Source organism: Butyricimonas sp. Marseille-P3923 (genome assembly GCF_900184685.1).
In the GTDB taxonomy this organism is placed as follows: Bacteria; Bacteroidota; Bacteroidia; order Bacteroidales; family Marinifilaceae; genus Butyricimonas; species Butyricimonas muris.
In genome coordinates, this window is record NZ_FXXL01000006.1 from 933444 (window position 1) to 949264 (window position 15821).

Sequence of the window (15821 nt, forward strand, 5' to 3'; positions counted from 1 at the left end):
TAACCAAAATTCTTCTGCGTTGCTTCATGATTCAAGTAAAAACTAACTACTTTTGTAAAACATGAATAAAAGTGGTGACAAACATAAATTCTTGGGCGGTTGGCGAGGGCTTCGTGAGTTATTGCCGAATAACTCGGGGGCTTTCTCCCAGGTGTTTGCGTCGCTGAAGAATCGTAATTTCAGGCTTTATTTCGGGGGACAATGCGTGTCACTCGTCGGAACGTGGATGCAGCAGATAGCCATGAGCTGGTTGGTATTCCGCCTGACGGGATCCGTGTTCCTGTTGGCGACGGTCACGTTTATGGCGCAAATCCCCGTGCTGGTCGTGACTCCTTACATGAGTGTCTTTGTCGATCGTTTCAACCGGCGGGCTTTGCTGGTCGTGACGCAATCGCTGTCTATGGTGCAAGCCTTGCTGATGGCATTATTGACGCTAACGGGCTGGCTCGAAGTGTGGCACATTATGGTGTTGAGCCTGCTTATCGGGTTGATCAATGCTTTGGATAATCCTACCCGCCAGTCGTTCTACCCGAGTCTGGTGCCTGCGGAGAAATTGGGTAACGCTATCGCCTTGAATTCCGCCGTGATCAACGGTTCCCGTTTGATAGGTCCTGCCGTGGGAGGTGTGCTGATCGGCTTGTTGGGCGAAGGAATATGCTTTCTGTTGAACGGTGTCAGTTATATCGCTGTGATTATCGCCTTGTTGATGATGCGGATAAAACCGAACCGGGAAACCGTCGTGAAACAACGGGTGTGGGAAGATATGCGGGATGGATTCCTGTACGTGGCACACGATATGCCTATCCGTTCGCTGTTGTTGTTGATGAGCGCGATTAGCTTTTTCGGTTTGCCGTTGATGACGTTTATTCCCGCTTACGTGAAGACCATTTTGGGCGGGGAGAGCGAGATGCTGGGGTTGTTACTGTCGTGCGTGGGTGTCGGGTCGTTTATTGCGGCTTTATATCTCGCGGCACGGAAGAGCGTGTTGGGATTGGGAAAAGTGGTTATGCTCTCCGGCGCGTTGCTGGGAATCGGTCTTGTCGTGATGTCTTTCGTGACCGTGCCGTGGGTGGCGGCTGTCTTGTGTGTGCCTGTCGGGTTCACGATCATCGCGGCGGTAGCTTCCATCAACACTTTGTTGCAAACGCTGTCGTGGGAAGATAAGCGGGGACGGGTAATGGGGTATATGGCTATGGCATTCACGGGTATGGCACCCGTGGGAAGTATGGTGTTGGGGGCTATCGAGAAGTTTGCGGGATTGCAGAATATTATCTTATTGTCAGGTGCCTGTTGTTTTATAGCTTCTTTGATTTTTGAACACTACCGCCCGATAGTACGGAAATATGCCCGTCCGGTTTACGTGGAAAAAGGTATAATCAAAGAGATTGCCGAGGGTATAGGTTCTGTTGAGGAATACAAATTCTAATTTCTTTTTTTTGTCTGATATTCAGTGGGAAGTTATGAGGAAGTACTATCCATTATATAGAAGAAATCAACTATAGTAGTAGATCACTTCCGGTTCATTTCCGTGTAAAAAACTTTAAGTAAGCTTTTATAACCCTTTATGAACGCTATTATAAATAGGGTTCGTATAGGGTTCATATAGGGTTCGTATAGCGTTCATGACGGAATTGAACCGGAATTGATACGCTATTATTATGGAATTTTCTACCGTATTCTTATTGTTTCGAGTATATTTTGCTTTTTAACTCGCGTATGTTATCTTTGTAGGACTTACTCTATCACTTTATGGACGAAAACGATATTTTGCTCGTGAAACAATTAAAGAACCGGGAGGAGAAGGCTTATGTTTTCTTGTTCGAGCAATATTATAACCGTTTGTATCGTTTCGCTGCCAATTATTTATGTGATCCCGAGGCAGCTCATGATATCGTGCAGGATTTGTTCACGGATCTTTTCGAGAAGAGCGAGGTGTTGAATATAACGACTTCGGTAAAGGCCTATCTGTTTATGGCAGTGAGGAATCGTTGTCTGAGTTTCCTTCGGAATCTGAAAATCAAAGACTCGTATAAACAGAATGTATTGGAAGCCCACCTGTATTCGGATACCGTGGATGCGATAGAGGATGGCTCCGTGTTGGACGAGTTGCAGGTAATTGTCGATAAGATGCCCCCGGGAATGAAAGAAGTTTTTCGTTTGCGTGTCACGGAGGATTACAAATTTAAGGAGATAGCCGAAAAATTAGGAATTTCGGAAAATAGTGCTAAGGTTCAGATGAACGGGGCTATCCGGATGATCCGGGAAAAATTGCCCTATCTGAAAGATCGTTTATTGTTGTTCGCTTTGTTTTAAGGGGCTAGAGTCGCTTTCGGCGAGTTGCAACTTGCCTTCTGCAAGTTACAAGTTGCTCCTCTAGTGTTTAAGACTGTATCCCAGCTCCTCCTCTGTTTATAGAGGAGGTGGCAGCGTAGCTGACGGAGGAGTTTATTAATTCAGTGATTGAATGATTCCAGCCACACAAACGATGTTTCATTAATTACTGAATCGGCAATCACTGAATCACTAAATCGAAGAATTCCCTCTATAAACAGAGGGAGAGTTGAGTTACTCTTTGTCTTCGGTAACTTTTTTAATCCGATTTTTTTTTATTTGCTAATTAGTTGTTAATTAGTGTTTTGTTTATTGGTGTGCGCTACCTTGAAAATTTTTATCAAAAAATAATGATATTTTGTCTTAACCTTTTTCTCTTTTGAGGCGTCTTAATAGAAATTAAACCCGAAAACTATGGAAAATAGAAACGATGAATCTTTGGAATGGACGCTAATTAGGAAGAGTCTTGCAGAGGATTTGACAAAAGAGGAGCAGGAGCAATTGAATGCTTGGTTGGAGGCTTCTCCGGAGCATCGGGCTTTTTACAATCGGATTTCTAAGTTTGACCGTTCGGAAGGTATCGCGGGATTGTCCGGGGAAACGTATCAACGTGACCGGAACTGGTACGTGGATAAATTTCGGCAGAATAAGCGGAAAAACAGTAAACGACGTCTGGTATATTTCACTCGCTACGCGGCGGTGTTTATCATGTTGTTGGGTGTGGGGCTGTATTTCTGGTACGCGAACGGTTCGCGGGAGGTGATGCCCGAGAACGTGTTGCCCGTGGCGGTTCACGGGAAAGCGCAACCGATTTTGGTAACGGGGGATGGAACACGGGTGAATTTGGCGAAAGAGAGCAATTTGTTGAAACAACTCGCAGGTGGAGTGGTTTCTTCGGGAAGGGATGGAATCGCTTACACGGAATCGACAAATCAGGGAAAGAAAGCGGATCACCATACGTTGATCATTCCTCGCGGGGGAGAGTTTCGGGTAGAGCTTGCAGATGGTACTGTCGTTTGGTTGAATTCCGAGTCTGAATTTACTTATCCGGTGATTTTTAATGACACGACGAGAGAGGTTTCTTTGAAAGGGGAGGCTTATTTCGAGGTGACGAAGGACAAGAAGCCGTTTAAGGTGAGCGTGAACGGGGTGGAAGTGAAGGTTTACGGGACACGGTTTAACGTGAACAGCTATGACCCGCGGCAGGTACAGACCGTGCTGGTAGAGGGACGAGTGGGGGTAAGGTCTTTGGAACATGCTTCGAGAGAACGGATGATGAGCCCGAACGAGATGGCGGAGGTGAATACGGAAACGGGGGAATGTGTGGTGACGGAAGTGGATGCGTCGGCGTACGTGGCATGGAAAGAGGGATATTTCTCTTTCGAGGGTGAAAGTCTGGAGCAGATTATGGAAAAATTGGGACGCTGGTATGACGTGGAGGTGGTGTTCGCGGCTGATGATGCCCGTTCCCAACGGTTCTCGGGACGGGTGGACAGGAGCGAGGATTTCCGGGACGTGTTGAATTTGCTTCAGCGTACGCTATTAGTGAAATTTCAAGTGGATGGAAATAAAATAACCATTACTAAATAAAGAGACGGAAAGTGTTACCAGCACTTCCCGTCGTAAATAAGTTAACCGCCTAAATTGGAGGTTTAGGCAATTGAATCATCAATTAATTTACAAGAGTATGAAAAATTCGCGAGAAAAGAAAGCTTTTGCGGGGATTTATTGCAAAGTGTTCGTGATTATGACGCTGTGTTTGTGCATGGTAACGAATCTTTGGGCTAATTCCTCTTCTGCATCACCGCAACGGGTGACTATTAATCTTAAGGATGCGGCGGTCAAGCAAGTGTTTGCCGAAATCCGTAAACAAACGACTTACAATTTCGTGTATAGCGACGATCAGATGGATAAGTTGAAGCCGGTGACGTTGAACGTGACGGCGGAGACGGTGGAGAACGTGCTGAACAAGGTGTTGGAAGGGACTCCTTACACGTACACTGTCGAGGGAAATTCTATCGCGATAGTGGCGAGAGATAACGTGAAAAAGGAAGTGAAAGAGATCCGGGTAACCGGTAACGTGAAAGATAAGGACGGTCTGCCCCTGCCGGGAGTATCCGTGATCGTGAAGGGGACAACGGTGGGTGTCGCTACCGATATCGACGGGAATTACACGCTGACTTTTGCCGAACGGCAGGATGTTACGCTTGTCTTCTCTTTCGTGGGAATGCAAAGCAAGGAAGTTCCTTACACGGGACAGAAAGAGATCAACGTGGTTCTGGAGGAAGAGCAAGTGAGTCTGGGTGACGTGGTCGTGATCGGTTACGGTACGAAGTCAAAGCATGACGTGACGAGTTCGGTGTCTTCGATTAACGCCGATCGATTGAGTAAGTTTTCCAGTAGCGCAACGTCTTTTGACGGGATGCTGGGTGGTGCGTTGAAAGGTGTGTTGGTAACACAAAATAACGGTGCACCGGGTGCTCCCTCGAAGATCAACGTGAGAGGTATTACCTCGCCCGTGTCGGGTAGTTCGAATGAACCGTTGTATGTGATCGATGATGTGCCGTTTTTCTCGCAACAAGGCGGGATGAGCCCGTTATTGGTGATTTCCCCGAATGATATCGAGAGTATCGACGTGTTGAAAGATGCCGCCGCTACAGCGATTTACGGTTCGAGGGGGGCTAACGGTGTAATTATCGTGAAAACTAAAAGCGGGAGACGGAATGAGAAGTTGACCGTGACGGCAGGTTATAGCGTGACGGTGGCGAATCCGGTGAAAAGGTACAAACCGTTGAATACGGCTCAATTTGCGGAAGTACAGGATATGATGATGAAATATTCTGCTGAGGCAATGAATGCCCAAAAGTCAGCCCAAATAGGCGGTGGTTACCGGATAGACGAGGGAACACGTGGGATGATGCTCGGTAATATGCTAACTATGGGTGATTTGGATGTTGTATATGACGTGGATTATTATACTCCGTTAAGTACGATATATAATGGTCTTTTGGAAGGAGTTATTGGTGATGTTAATACCAACTGGGTGAAAGAAATAGAGAATTCTAATGCCACGAATCAACAATTCAATTTGGGAATAAGTGGTGGAAGCCAAAATATTAATTATTCTTTTTCATTCAATTCGGTGAATCAAGATGGTATTTATATTAATGACGGTTTTAAGCGATATGGCGGTCGTCTTGCCGTGGATGCTAATGTTACCGACCGGTTGAGAAGTGGGGTGACTATGGGGTATTCGTTATCTAAGCGGAAAGATGCCACGGGAACTGCAGATGAGTTTTACAAGGTTTGGAACATACGTCCGGACGCACCGGTTAAAAAAGAAAACGGGGATTGGGGACAAATAGATCTTAGTCCATCGTGGGGGATGCCAGTATATGGGGCTAATCCGGTTGCTAAAAGACAGATAAGTAATAGGTCGGAGATGTATCAATTTATCGGGAGTGCCTATGCGGAATATCGTATTATAGACGGGTTGAAGGTCCGGGGAGATATTAATATTGCAAATTTTCAATCCAAGGGCAGTAGTTTTACTCCGGCTTTTACCCAAGAAGATTGGTCTGCTATTGGCGGAAGTGCATATCCATCTACCCGAGATGTAACGAATAGTGATGTTTCAAACACATCTATTAATTTCCGGGCAGATTATAGTTTGGATATTGAGAATCACCGTTTGAGTTTCATGGTGGGATATGGATGGGATCGTACTTTCTCGACAAGTGAGTACGCCGGATACCAAGATTTTGCGGACGATGAGGTGTTGAATAATATAGGATCAGCGGCTAGTGCTTCTTATTATGGGGACGGTAAATCGGTAAATGGTCTGAATTCCGTGTATGCCCGTATCGGTTATATTTACTCGGATCGTTATCTGGCTGAAGTGAATTTCCGTTCGGATGCTTCTTCTAAGTTCGGACCCGGTAATAAACGCGGGTATTTTCCTTCGCTTTCTTTAGGTTGGAGAATGAGTAACGAGCGTTTCATGGAAGATTTTTCCAAATTGGATGATTTGAAATTGCGTTTCAGCGTGGGACAGACCGGCTCGACGAATATAGACGATTTCGTTTATAAACAATTGTTTGGTAGGGCAAGCAACGATCTATGGGCACAAAAACCTTCGGTATTACCGAAAGGTGCGTTCCCGAATCGAGATGTGCGTTGGGAGATGACGACAGAATATAATGGCGGAGTCGATTTTTCATTTTTTAATCGTCGTCTTTACGGGAGTGTAGATGCTTATTACAGGTTCACGGATGGGGCTTTGAGTCTTTCTCCCGTGGCACTTGAAACGGGATCGATAACATATTATTCAAATCTGCTGGACTTGACGAATAAAGGATTGGAAGTGGAAGTGAGTAGCGATATTATTCGGAATGATGATTGGAGTTGGACTTCTAGTTTTAATATTGCTTTTAACCGGAATAAAGTGAAAGATTTGCACGGGGCTACACTGTCCTCTTCCCAAGTCGATCAAATTGTCGTGGGATATCCGGCGGGAGTGATGAAAGGATATGTCGTGGATGGAATATTTCAGTCGAATGAAGAGGTTGATCGCTATAATTACGAGGCACGTTTGGCAAACGGGGTTGACCCGACGGATAATAGTATTTATTTCCAAGAGTCAGGTACAAGTGCCGGCGATTATAAATATCGCGATTTAGACGGGGATGGACGTATCACGAGCGATGATAGAAAAGTGATAGCTAATCCGGAACCGAAGTTTTTCGGAGGTTTCTTTAATTCGGTTACCTATAAAAATTGGAATTTGGCGGTGGTATTCCAATTCTCTCAAGGCGCGGAAGCTATGTTAAATGATTTGTCAACGTCTGCTTATGGAAATTTAGGATATAGTATTCCCAGAGAATTTTATCATAATACATGGACGCCGGAAAACACGAATGCTCGGTACGCTCAATTACTGGTGTCAGATCCCGGGAAAAATTATAGAACTTCGGACCGTTACGTATTTAAGACTTCTTATTTGCGGCTGAAGAATATCACGCTTTCCTATAATTTGCCGAATCTTTGGGCAAAACGGGTTGGGTTGGAAAGTGCACAATTGTTCGTGAGCACATCTAATTTATGGACATGGTCGAATTGGCCGGGTTTGGATCCTGAATTGATGGGAGACGATGTAACCGTGGGTAGAAATCCGATCACGCAGGCTGTGTTCAGTAATGACAATTATCCTTTAAGTAAGACATTTACTTTTGGACTCAAGGTTAGTTTTTAATAATATAAATAGAGATGGTATGAAATTAAGATATTTACTATATTCCTTCATCGGGTTTTTGGGTTTAGCATCCTGTGATTTGACCGGGGATATTGATAACATAAAACCCTATTATCAGTTAGACGAGAGTTCTTTGATACGGGATGCGAAGTCTGCTGATCTTGCCTTACGAGGCGTGTACGAGTTATGGCGTAGTAGTGATATTAGTATGATTACTCCTAATATGGGATTATTGGCGGGGTCATTAACGGCAAGTTCTCTGACAGATAGGGCAGTGTTTAGTGATAATACGGTCAAACCAGAATCTGAAACGATCGCAAAATATTATAAAGGGCTTTATGCTATCGTGAATTATGCGAGTCTCGTAGGCGAACAATTAGAAGAGGGGAGAGCCGTAGGTTTGGATTCTGTCAGTACGTCACGGATGATTGGAGAATGTCGATTCCTCCGGGGAATGGCAAATTTCTTTTTATTGCGTGCTTACGGACAATTTTATGATGAAAATTCTACCCTTGGGATCATACTGGTAAAACGACACATGACGGAGAATAAAGCAGCTGTGAGGAGTTCCGTGGAGGATTCTTACAAGTATATTATGGAGGATGTGGAGGATGCAATTAAAATGATACCAGAAGAACCGACTGAACATTATTATATTAGTAATCTTACGGCAAGGGCATTTAAGTCGAAGGTTTTATTATATCAAAAGAAATATAAAGAGGCTGCCGATTTGGCAAAAGAGGTATTGGATGAAGCGGCAGGGTATGGTTACACGATGGAAACTAATTTTGCGGATATATTCAAGCATGGACATACTTCTTCTGAAGCCTTATTTGCCGCTTATGCTTGGGGTTTCAAAGAGAGGTTGATTACAAATATAAGGTCAACGAAGCCGGGAAGTTATCCCCAACAAGTTGCTGATGTGTTAGTGGGTGGGGTGAAAGATGGTGACTTGGTGACCGGAGCAGGATTTGATTTGCGGTTTGCTGTGACTTTTGCAACAAGTACTTATGGCCCGAATTTAAATGGAAAATATCCATTGAACGAGAGTGATCTGAATGGACAGTCAAATTCTTATTTTTATTTGCGTTTGGCAGAGGTTTACTTGATTCACGCGGAAGCCGCTATTCGCGGATATGATGATTATGTCGGTGCTCGGGCAAGTTTAAAGGAAATTACCGATCGTGCAGGGTATGATACGGATTACGTGAATACGATTCCTGATAATCAACTGCTGGAGATGGTGCGGCAGCATAAGATGTTGGAGTTAATTGCGGAGGTTTATGAAGAATGGTTCGATTTGGTACGCTATCATATAGAGGGCGACTTGAAGATTTCAGACGTGAAGCCGACCGTCGTTTCGGATAAGCAGTTGATTTTCCCGATGCCGCAAACAGCATTGGCCGGAAATAATTTGTTAGAACAAAATCCATTATAAAAAAAGTATATGAGGACAGTAATTATTGTTTTAGCGTGTTTACTGGCGGGATATTCCTGCCAGAAGGCACCCCGTTATGTTGTTAACGGGAAAATCTCCGGTAATGCGGAGGGTATGAAGGTGACATTGAATAGGATAGATTACCCGCAATTGGAATTGATTGACAGCACGGTAATTAAGGATGGAAAGTTTGTGTTCGAGGGTGTACTTGCGGAGCCGGGGTACTACACGATACAGATTGACAGAAATCCTAAGGGAGAGGAATTCTCACTGAGAAATGTCACGAATAGTCCGTTCTATTTGGAAAATTCAGTGATTAGCTTTTCGGGGAATATTGATAGTTTACCCACGATGTACTGGAGTAATAAACCGCAGAAGGCGCCGAAAGTGACCGGGTCGGCGATGGAAGACCTCTATCAGAAATTTCAGGCGGATGGACGGGAGTTGAGAAACCGTTCGAGTGATTTGTATGAACAGTATTTGGAAGAATATCACCGTCCGGCACTGGATGGTATTTTCAACAAGGAGAGAGGGATTGAGTTGGCTCGTGCCATGGAGAAGCTGGAAAAGCAGTTGGCTGACATGAAATGGGAATTCGTGAAGAATAATATTCAGACTGTGGTGGGTTTTGATATGGCTAAACAGTATTTTCAGGATATGTACGTCCGTATCACCCCGGGGCAGATAGATGAATTGGAAACCTTGGTGGAGAAGGCATGGCCGAACACGGAGAAGGCTACCGAGTTCAAGAAAATGGCGGAAGTCGGAAAGCGTATCGCCGTGGGAGCCAAGTACCCGGATATCGAGTTGGTGAATCCGGAGGGGAAGAAAGTGAAGTTGTCGGAATACGTGCCCGCGGGGAAATATGCGATGCTGGAATTTTGGGCTTCGTGGTGCGGACCCTGCCGGGGAGAAATCCCTCATCTGAGAGAGGTCTACAAGGAATATAAAGATAAAGGTTTCGAGATTATCAGTATCTCTATCGACCGGAACGATGCGGAGTGGAAAAAAGCCATGAAAGAGGAGAATATGGTTTGGACGCAATTGAATGATCCGGGAGAGTTTAACGGTCCGGTTGCTAAAGTGTATAACGTGCAGGGTGTTCCCACGTGTATTCTTTTGGATAAGGAAGGACGTATTTTTAAAACGGATATGCGGGGAGCGCAATTGGATGCCGTTCTGGAGGAGATTTATGATTGATAATGCAACAATTCGTTTATTATAAATATGCTTTGTTATCCCGCTACCGTTCAGTAGCGGGATAATTGTGTTATAAAGTGGTTTGTGGTAATAAATTGTGTCACCGTTGTTGGGAAATAATTATATTCTTTATCTTTGTCCGTGGATAAAGTGTATATACGGTGAAAAGTGAGTTCGACATATTATTTGAGAAGTATTACGAGCGTCTTGTCTTGTTTGCCGAGGGGTACGTGGGGGATTTGAAAACGGCGGAAGATATGGTGCAGGATGTTTTTTTGGCACTTTTATCCCGAAAGGATTTAAAGAATGTGGAGTATAGCCGTTCCTATCTTTATAGTTGCGTGAAGAACGGGTGCGTGGATTACCTACGTAAATTAAAGATTACCGATCCTTTGGACGTGAAGTTGTTTGATGCGGCTTACTACACGGGAGATTTTGACGTGTTGGAGCAGGAGAAATTGATTTGCAGGGTCGAGGAGGAAATTGAAAAATTACCGGAGCAACGGCGGGAAGTGTTGAAGTTGAGTGTCTACGAGGGGATGAGTTATCCGCGGATTGCGGAAGTCACGGGATTGTCTGTCAACACGGTAAAAACTCACATGAAAAAAGCATATCAAGATTTACGAGAGACTCTTTCTGATCAGCATGTACATCTTTTTTTGTCTTTTGTTCTGCTGAAGATGAGACGAAAAGCAATCTTAAAGTTATTCAATCCATAATTTTTTTCATTTTTCGTTCACCCTGTTTTTTCATTTTTACGTCATAGGTGTAAAAATTTAAACAGATGAGTGAATCGGAGTTTATAAATGTATCTCTTCTTTACCGGAAAATGACGGGGGAACTTCTTTCCGCGGAGGAACAGAAGGCATTTGACGCATGGTACGCCGAGAACAAGGAACATCGGTTGTATTATAAACGTTTTTGCCGGCAACAGGAGAAGATTATGGAAAGACAATGTTCCCGTGTCGATGTCCGGAAAGGATATGCTAGTAGTCGGGGAAAGCGACGTCGTTATATGAACCGATGGACTTGGAGAGGAATCGCGGCTTCTTTGCTATTGTCCGTGATGCTCGGAACGGTTTATTGGCAAAACGGTCGCACGAAGAATGTTCAAGAAGTTAATTCGGGTTCCCGATTTTCCCCCGGTCATAAGAATGTGATACTTTCATTGGGTGGGGGACAAAAAATCGTTATTGATTCCACGTTCTCGGAAAAAACTGTCGGACAGGATTGTGTAGCGATTCAAGTTGAGAATGGCGTTTTGCGTTATCGACAAAATACGGTTATTACGGAGGCTCCTGTTTTTAACGAGCTGGTTGTTCCGCCTTCCGGAGAGTATATCGTGGAATTGGTTGACGGCACGAAAATATACTTGAATTCGGATTCCCGTTTGCGTTACCCGACGTCTTTCACTGGAATGAATGAACGCAGGGTATTTCTGGAAGGAGAGGCGTATTTTGTTGTTTACAGAGATGAGAAGAGACCTTTTATCGTTGAAACTTTGCAGGAAGAGGTGAAGGTATTTGGAACGGAGTTTAACGTGATGGCTTATCGGGATGAGGATGTCGTGCAAACAACTTTGGTAAAAGGAAGCGTCGGGATAAATGTAAAAGGAGAGAGGAAGGATGTGTTCCGGAGAATAGTACCGGGAGAACAATTCCGTTTGCATAAACAGTCCGGGGAGGTGCGAATAGAGACGGTGGACGTATTCCCTTACGTGGCTTGGAAGGATGGGCTGTTTGTTGCCCGGAATGATGATTTGGAATCCATTATGCGGAAGGTGGCACGTTGGTATGATGTCGAGGTGTTTTATCAAAATCAAGGTTTGAAAGAGAAACGTTTTTTCGGTATCATGAAAAAACAGACTTGTTTGGATGAAGTGCTTGAAATCATAGCCAAAGCGGGTGATGTGCAATTTAACGTGAGTGGCCGGACGGTTATCGTGAAAGAGTAAAAATAAAACAAGAAGTTGTTTGCAGCAACTTCTTGTCAATAACAAATAGGGAACAAACATTTTGCAGGTGTTGTTCCCGGTAATGTTTCATTTAAGAATAACAAATGTATGAAAAAAAATCGTTGGAACGTTCCTATACGGGGGAACTGTTTTCGAAAAATGTGGCTTATGACAAGATTATTGACAGTTTTTTTGTTCGTGATGTCGATGAATGTATCGGCAAGCCTCTATTCTCAGAATAAGACGGTCAGTCTTAAATTGAACGGGGCGACTTTGGAAGAAGTGATTCAATCGTTGAAATTGCAAACGGATTACGGGTTCTTTTATAACATTGATAACAAGGATATCAAAAGCGTCAGGAATATTTCTATCGACGTGAAGGATATGGCTTTGGAGGATGTGTTGTTGCACGTGTTGAAGGGTACGAATCTGACGTATTCCATCGTGAATAACGTGGTTATTCTTAACACGAAAAACCCGGTTGTCACGAGGGATTCGGTTCAAAAAGAACACGTGTTGGTCGGTAGAGTGATAGACGAGAAGAAGGAGCCTATACCGGGCGTTACAGTAAGATTGAAAAACACGAATATCGGTACGGCAACAAATAATAAAGGGATTTTTGTTTTCCGGTTGCCGATCACGAAAGGTGCGCTGGTATTGAGTTTCGTCGGGTTTAAGACGAAAGAGCTGGAATTCAAGCTCCCCTCTGATACGCTTAGAATCACGTTGGAAGAGGATTTGGCAAGTATTGACGAGGTAACCGTGGTGGCTTACGGGGAACGGAAAAAGCGGGAAGTAGTGGGTGCTATATCTTCCGTGAAGGCGGATGATATAAAAGAGGTTCCGACGGCTAGTATCGAGAATCTTCTGCAAGGTCGGATGGCGGGAGTCGAGATCAACACGCAGAGCGGTGCTCCCGGTGGTGGCGGTAGTGTTGTTGCTATCCGGGGATATAATTCCCTGTTCGTGGGGGACGGTCGCGATTACGGGGAACCGTTGTACGTGATTGACGGGGTTCCTGTACATTCGTTTACTTCTCCAATCACGGGGACGAATGCGTTGGCAGAGATTGACCCGTCGACAATAGAGTCCGTCGAGGTATTGAAAGACGCAGCTTCTGCGGCAATCTACGGTTCTCGTGCCGGAAATGGAGTGATCCTGATTACCACGAAAAAGGGTAAAGCCGGTAGGGCCAGTTTTTCTGCAAATGTATCCTATTCTTACTCTATATTACCCGAGACTCCGGTACAAACGGGAGGGCGAGGCGAGAGGGCTTTTAATTTTGACGTGATGAAGAATGAACATATGGCCGGGTATAATAACGGGGAATATATATTCCCGCAGAATTATTTGGATTCTAAAACCGGTTTGGGATTATATGACCGTTGGTGGTACAACGCGATGAAGCGCACAAGCGGGAAAAGACAGTTACAGGATTCCTTGAATCCGTATTATAATAATTCCACGGATTGGTTCCGTTATGCATTCCGTGCCGGGGAAATCGTAAATGCGAATATTCAAGCAAGCGGGGGAAGTGAAACGATAAATTACCTCGTGGGGGCCGGCTATTATACTGAAAAGGGGATCATGTACGGGAGTGATTTCTCCCGTGTAAATCTGATTGTAAATTTAGGTACGCAACCTGCCCGGAATTTGAGTCTGGATACAAGGTTGTATTTCGCGTATACAGACCGTAGTCGCGGGGCCGGTACCGGTGGTACCATGTCCGGGTCAAAAATCGAGAGGTTGACGGTAGATCCCAAGACTACTTCTTCTCTTCTTGCCGCCGGGGGGATAAATGAGGAGAAATTGCTCGAAGAGTTGAATACTTCCATTGAGAAGAATGAATCTTACCGTTTGCGTGCGAATCTGAATTTAAGATACCAGTTGTACAAGGGATTGAATTTGTCTGTACTTGGTTCCTTGGATTACAATCAAGGAATGAGAAATAATTTTCGACCCAGTACTTTGGATCCGACAAACGGTCTGAGTTCTTCTATCGGGGAGGTCGACCGGAACTTGTTAATTTTGAACGAGAATATGTTGACCTATAAAACCTCTTTTAACGAGAAACACAATATAGACGCGTTGTTCGGTATTTCTTACCAGTCTGATCAGAACGATTATATCGCGGCGAAAGGATTGGGGGGAGCCAGTGACAAGATTCATTATATCGTGGACGAGGGAACATCTGTTGAGGTTAATGGGCAGACCATATACTTGAAAGAGGCTAAAACGGATCGGACAGAAAAAGTGTTGGTCAGTTATTATGCCCGTTTGGCGTATAATTATATGCAACGCTATCTTTTCGAGGCAACTTGGCGTAAGGATGGTTCTTCCGTGTTTGGGAATAAGGTGCGTTGGGCTACATTCCCGTCAGCGGCTGTCGGGTGGGCTTTTTCAGAAGAAAGTTTTCTGGAAGACGTGTCTTGGTTGAATTTTGGTAAGATTCGTGCTTCTTGGGGACGTTCCGGGCAACAGTTCGGGCAGGCATACTTGGCGCACGGCGTGATGGTTCCGAACGGGACTTTCTTGGGACAAACGACAATTTCTCCGAATCCCATGGGTGGAATGATTAATCGTCGGTTGACATGGGAAGAGAGTGACCAGTATGATTTGGGGCTGGATATGGATATGTTTGATTATCGTATAAAATTTAAGTTGGATTATTATTATAAGTTGACGAAAGGTCTTTTGTATTACGTTCCCTTGGGCGGTAACTGGAGTTTTATGACGAATCAATGGCAGAACGCCATGCGGGTTTCGAACGAGGGATTGGAACTGGAGCTGGAGGCTGATATCTTCCGTGAAACAGCCGTTTCTTGGAGGATGAAATTTAATATTTCCCGTAACTGGAATCTTTTCAAGAAGAGTTACACGGGGCGTGACGTGGAAAAATACGTTATCGGACGACCGCTTTATTCTATTTTCTTGTACGAGGATGACGGTTATTATCAGACGGATGATGAGATTCCTTATGTTTATGACCAAAGAGGTTACAAGCATAAAATGTATGTAGGTGCAAACGGAAGCGGTAATGCTGCTACCCGTTATGAGGAGGGAACAAGGAGAATTTTGGATATTGATGGGGATGGCATGATCGGTGCGGGAGATATGGTTTACCAAGGTAGTGCCTTGCCGTTGGCTTATGGAGGCTGGGTGAATGAAGTTAAATGGAAAGGGTTCGATGTGAACATTCTTTTCACTTACTCTCTTGGACGTAAGATGTATAGAACTTATAATCATAAATCTTTAACAGGAAACCCGGATGTTCCGATTCTGGAGAACGTGGGTAAAGTATCTTTTTGGGAAAAAGAGGGAGATATTACCGATTACCCGAGAAAGGCTGCTTATAGTGATATTTTGCAGCAATTTGGGGGGACTTTGGCTTCCAACTTGGAAAAGGTAAGTTATATCAAGTTGAAACAATTCACGATAGGTTATGATGTGCCTAAACAGGTTGTAAAGAAATTGAAGCTGTCCGGTGTGCGATTGTTCTTCACGGGCGAGAATCTTTTCACATTGACGAATTATTCCGGTTTAGATCCGGAGGTTGTGGATATGTACTCGGGGATGGATGATTTTAATTACTACCCGTTGGCCCGGAAGATATCTTTAGGACTTACCGTAAATTTTTAGATGAATAG

At 44.4% G+C, this 15821-nt stretch carries 9 protein-coding genes; all 9 read left to right on the plus strand.

Annotation, left to right across the window (positions count from 1 at the left end):
* Positions 1-61 precede the first annotated feature (61 nt).
* A complete protein-coding gene (locus CS948_RS09655) occupies positions 62-1426 on the plus strand; it encodes an MFS transporter (protein WP_099291474.1) in 1365 nt (454 codons plus the stop codon).
* 323 nt (positions 1427-1749) lie between these two features.
* Complete coding sequence (locus CS948_RS09660) at positions 1750-2313, plus strand: RNA polymerase sigma-70 factor (RefSeq protein ID WP_099291475.1); 564 nt, start codon at positions 1750-1752, stop codon at positions 2311-2313.
* A gap of 432 nt (positions 2314-2745) precedes the next feature.
* Positions 2746-3921, plus strand: coding sequence for a FecR family protein (locus tag CS948_RS09665; protein WP_099291476.1), 1176 nt, complete (start codon positions 2746-2748; stop codon positions 3919-3921).
* Between the two features lie 97 nt (positions 3922-4018).
* On the plus strand, positions 4019-7582 hold the full coding sequence (locus CS948_RS09670) for a TonB-dependent receptor (RefSeq protein ID WP_099291477.1): 3564 nt from the start codon (positions 4019-4021) through the stop codon (positions 7580-7582).
* 19 nt (positions 7583-7601) lie between these two features.
* A complete protein-coding gene (locus CS948_RS09675; protein ID WP_099291478.1) occupies positions 7602-9020 on the plus strand; it encodes a RagB/SusD family nutrient uptake outer membrane protein in 1419 nt (472 codons plus the stop codon).
* A 9-nt stretch (positions 9021-9029) separates the two neighbouring features.
* A complete protein-coding gene (locus CS948_RS09680; RefSeq protein ID WP_099291479.1) occupies positions 9030-10220 on the plus strand; it encodes a TlpA disulfide reductase family protein in 1191 nt (396 codons plus the stop codon).
* A 161-nt stretch (positions 10221-10381) separates the two neighbouring features.
* Complete coding sequence (locus tag CS948_RS09685) at positions 10382-10939, plus strand: RNA polymerase sigma-70 factor (protein ID WP_099291480.1); 558 nt, start codon at positions 10382-10384, stop codon at positions 10937-10939.
* 65 nt (positions 10940-11004) lie between these two features.
* A complete protein-coding gene (locus CS948_RS09690) occupies positions 11005-12174 on the plus strand; it encodes a FecR family protein (RefSeq protein WP_099291481.1) in 1170 nt (389 codons plus the stop codon).
* 168 nt (positions 12175-12342) lie between these two features.
* Positions 12343-15813: a SusC/RagA family TonB-linked outer membrane protein gene (locus tag CS948_RS09695; protein WP_176554992.1), complete on the plus strand. Its 3471-nt coding sequence runs from the start codon at positions 12343-12345 to the stop codon at positions 15811-15813.
* The last annotated feature ends 8 nt before the right edge of the window (positions 15814-15821 follow it).

What these genes read in the sequence shown, in the direction of transcription:
- CS948_RS09670 (WP_099291477.1), top strand. Translation starts at nt 4,019, where the DNA reads ATGAAAAATTCGCGAGAAAAGAAAGCTTTTGCGGGGATTTATTGCAAA.
- CS948_RS09695 (WP_176554992.1), top strand. Translation starts at nt 12,343, where the DNA reads ATGACAAGATTATTGACAGTTTTTTTGTTCGTGATGTCGATGAATGTA.
- CS948_RS09675 (WP_099291478.1), top strand. Translation starts at nt 7,602, where the DNA reads ATGAAATTAAGATATTTACTATATTCCTTCATCGGGTTTTTGGGTTTA.
- CS948_RS09655 (WP_099291474.1), top strand. Translation starts at nt 62, where the DNA reads ATGAATAAAAGTGGTGACAAACATAAATTCTTGGGCGGTTGGCGAGGG.
- CS948_RS09690 (WP_099291481.1), top strand. Translation starts at nt 11,005, where the DNA reads ATGAGTGAATCGGAGTTTATAAATGTATCTCTTCTTTACCGGAAAATG.
- CS948_RS09665 (WP_099291476.1), top strand. Translation starts at nt 2,746, where the DNA reads ATGGAAAATAGAAACGATGAATCTTTGGAATGGACGCTAATTAGGAAG.
- CS948_RS09680 (WP_099291479.1), top strand. Translation starts at nt 9,030, where the DNA reads ATGAGGACAGTAATTATTGTTTTAGCGTGTTTACTGGCGGGATATTCC.
- CS948_RS09660 (WP_099291475.1), top strand. Translation starts at nt 1,750, where the DNA reads ATGGACGAAAACGATATTTTGCTCGTGAAACAATTAAAGAACCGGGAG.